The 3,005-nt window shown below is 37.0% G+C and carries 4 protein-coding genes; 3 read left to right on the top strand and 1 reads right to left on the bottom strand.

The genetic code is table 11. From position 1 onward, the window contains the following. The first annotated feature begins 151 nt into the window (after positions 1-151). Positions 152-976 carry an STAS domain-containing protein gene (locus LD39_RS08120; protein ID WP_035545022.1) on the top strand — a complete coding sequence of 275 codons (825 nt, stop codon included), beginning with the start codon at positions 152-154 and terminating at the stop codon, positions 974-976. A 265-nt stretch (positions 977-1,241) separates the two neighbouring features. Next, on the top strand, positions 1,242-1,505 hold the full coding sequence (locus LD39_RS23505; RefSeq protein ID WP_231572536.1) for a helix-hairpin-helix domain-containing protein: 264 nt from the start codon (positions 1,242-1,244) through the stop codon (positions 1,503-1,505). Positions 1,506-1,758: 253 nt separating this feature from the next. Here the strand turns inward: LD39_RS23505 and LD39_RS23835 are convergent, their stop codons facing one another. After that, positions 1,759-2,505, bottom strand: coding sequence for a L,D-transpeptidase family protein (locus LD39_RS23835; protein ID WP_035545020.1), 747 nt, complete (start codon positions 2,503-2,505; stop codon positions 1,759-1,761). Between the two features lie 316 nt (positions 2,506-2,821). Here LD39_RS23835 and LD39_RS23490 point away from each other — a divergent pair. Beyond that, on the top strand, positions 2,822-3,005 hold a 184-nt coding region (locus LD39_RS23490; RefSeq protein WP_035545017.1), incomplete at its 3' end, for a hypothetical protein.

Here is a 3,005-nt window from a genome sequence, read left to right as displayed (position 1 = left end):
TTTATTTATTTTTTTATGGATTTATGATTGAATTATATGGTTTACAAAAAGGCTGGAGTGAGATTAAAATTTTTTGCAGCAAGAGGAGGTTCATTGATTCTAATACCTCTATGAAATTTATGTTTAAAAAATAGAAAAAGGAGCGAGTCCAATGGAACAGTCGTATGGGTACTCCAAGCGATTTAAAGACTTCTTTACGGAAAATAGTGAAGCCTTTGAACAAACTCTTTTATCTGAAGCTGTGAATGTTAAAGATAAAATTGATGAAATCATGCGAGTGGGCAACATTGACCTTGTTAACAATGCGCATACCTTAGTTATGTATATCATTAATGAGGAAGATGGAGCATTGAAGAAATTCGCTGAACAAGAGGGGATTGCCTGGGCCGCGCACTCTATTGATCTATCATTCAAATTAGAATGGGTCCATTCTATACGGAGAACGTTATGGTTATTTATTGAAAAATACTATAATGGAAAGGCAAATCACCAAATGGAGGATTTTTTCCAGTTGGAAACCGAAATTAACAATCGTGTAGATGACTTTTTGAATACCTTCTTTATTCGTTATTCCACCTATAAGGATGCATTAATTAAGACTCAGCAACAATTGGTTGAAAATCTTTCTGTACCAATTATCCCGATTAATGATTCCATCTTCGTTCTTCCTTTAATCGGTACAATGGATACTAATCGTGTAGAAATCGTTAAAGATAAAGTGTTAACAAAGGTTTCCGAGTTAAGCATAGCAACATTGATTCTGGATTTATCCGGAGTCGCAATAATGGACCGAGAATCAATCATCGAATTAAAGAAGAGTATTGATGCTATAAATATGATGGGCTGCAAAACAGTCATTACTGGTTTAAGGAAAGAAATCGTACGAGAGGTAATGAATACAGGGCTCACATTCAATTATCAGACCGAAACCTTAGCTACTCTGCAGCAAGCATTAAGCAAATATTTTCTCCCCTAACTGGAGTAGATAAAAAGTTCCACCTCATTTGGATAACAACAAGCCTTTGAGAGTATTATTTAGTGTATAAAATGTGCATGCTTGTTCTTTAATAATAAAGGAGACGAGTTTTCTGGGTGCAAGTACCAAATTACCACTAACAAATGAGGAAAAATCAAAACTTAGAAAATCTAAAGTCAAAATAAGCGAAATACATACATTTCATACAGAACAAATAGCTAATAAGTTAAACATTCCATTTACAAAGACAAAGGGTTTAAAGGGGTTGGCTGAATTTCAAACTGTTCCTTCTATTGGCTATAAATTAGCTGAAAAGTGGGTTTTTAAGTTGGACATTTTTTCATTATCGGAAATTAAGGACAAGAATGCTCCTCAACTTTTTGACCAATTAGTAAAACAGTTAGGTGTATGGACTGATAGTTGTGTTGAAGATCAAATTCGTTGTGTGATTAACTATGCAAACGACCCCGAGAGCAGTAAACAGTGGTTTGATTTTACAAAAGAAAGAAAGGCATATCGAGAAATGTAGGGTTACCCTGAAAGTAGACCTATAAAGGGCTGGTAGGAGTAAATACTAAAAAAGGAACTTCCTGGTTGAGGGAGTTCCTTTTCTTTTTGGCTGAGGCACGGGAGCACGATTCTAAAGTGTCCGTGCCTGACCCCCACTCCGTTACCACTTTAGCAGTGTGGGGGCAGGCACCGACAATTAGACAAGTATTTATATAAATGAGATTAAATTATAGAGAGACGTTCCTAAGGACTGATTTATTGATGCTTTTTGATTAATTACTGAAAAATGCTTTCCTTGTTTTTGGCCCTACAATACCATCAACCACTAATCCTTTTGATTTTTGGAAATTCTTCACAGAAAGCAAGGTCTGTTTTCCAAAAGATCCATCAGCGCTGATGCCCAGTTTTCTCTGAAGAATTTTTACTGACTCTCCTTTACTTCCATATCTTAAGGTGTCGTTAAAAGTTTCATATCCTGCGACTACTTTTTTGGCATTACCAACTCCGTAATTTTGCGCCAACGCAGTGAAGGATGAAGAAGAGCTTGTAATATAGACCGGAATATCCTTATCAGCCCGATCATACAGCCAAATTACATCTTTGTTATACATACGGATACACCCACTGGACGCGTAGGTGCCAATCGACGACGGATTATTTGTTCCATGTACTCCATAAAGATTTCCCGATGTGTGTGCCCAATCCCCCGGAACTTTTATCCCGAGCCACCTTGCACCTAGTGGGTTCCGAGGGTCACCACCCGGAATATTTTCTTTATACCACGGCCTGTTTTTAACCTTATTTACTAGATAAAATTTCCCTTCCGGAGTTAAACTCCTCGTTCTTCCGGTTGCTACAGGAAACACTTTCTGCAGAGTACCTTTTTCATAAAAAGCCAACTGGTTGTTACTTTTGTTAATAATGATTGCTTCGTTCTGTGCAGCCTCTGCTGGAATCACCATCAAACTGAAACTAAAGCCCAAAATCCCTAATGCAAGCGCGGTTTTTTTTAGCAGCATTCTTCATCCTCCATTATTTCCTTTAGTTAGCATGGAAATATTATACTGTTTGTAAATGGAGAATAGTTGTCGAAATTCGGTGTCGAAATATATAAATTTTCAGGCCGATTACAACCATCAATTTGTTGCCAATTCATTTAAAAAATGGGGAGACAATTAAGTTCTCTCTATTGTTTTAAATATAAAGAGTTAATCATCCACCGCAAAGTTTTGTAGAGGAACACCGAAATATAGTGGGGCCAATACGACATGAAGAAAAGGAATCAGCACGGTCAAGGATGAGTATAATTACAAAAACGCCTAAAAGGAGAATAGGATGTCCAAGTATTGGGTGTATAAAATCCTGATCAATTTGGTGTTCTTAGCTGCCACCGTTTACAGCTTGCTACAGCGGAATACTTTAGGTTTAATCGTTCTGGTGTCCGCAGCAGTTATTTGTTCGGTTTTATTATTCCTTAATGATCGAGTCAAGCGAAAAGACAAAAGAAAAGAGAAGGAGA

Origin of the sequence: Halobacillus sp. BBL2006, assembly GCF_000786645.1 — a bacterium.
In the GTDB taxonomy this organism is placed as follows: Bacteria; Bacillota; Bacilli; order Bacillales; family Halobacillaceae; genus Halobacillus.
The sequence above is the reverse complement of the archived record's forward strand: the minus strand, read 5'-3'. Positions and strand labels throughout refer to the sequence as shown.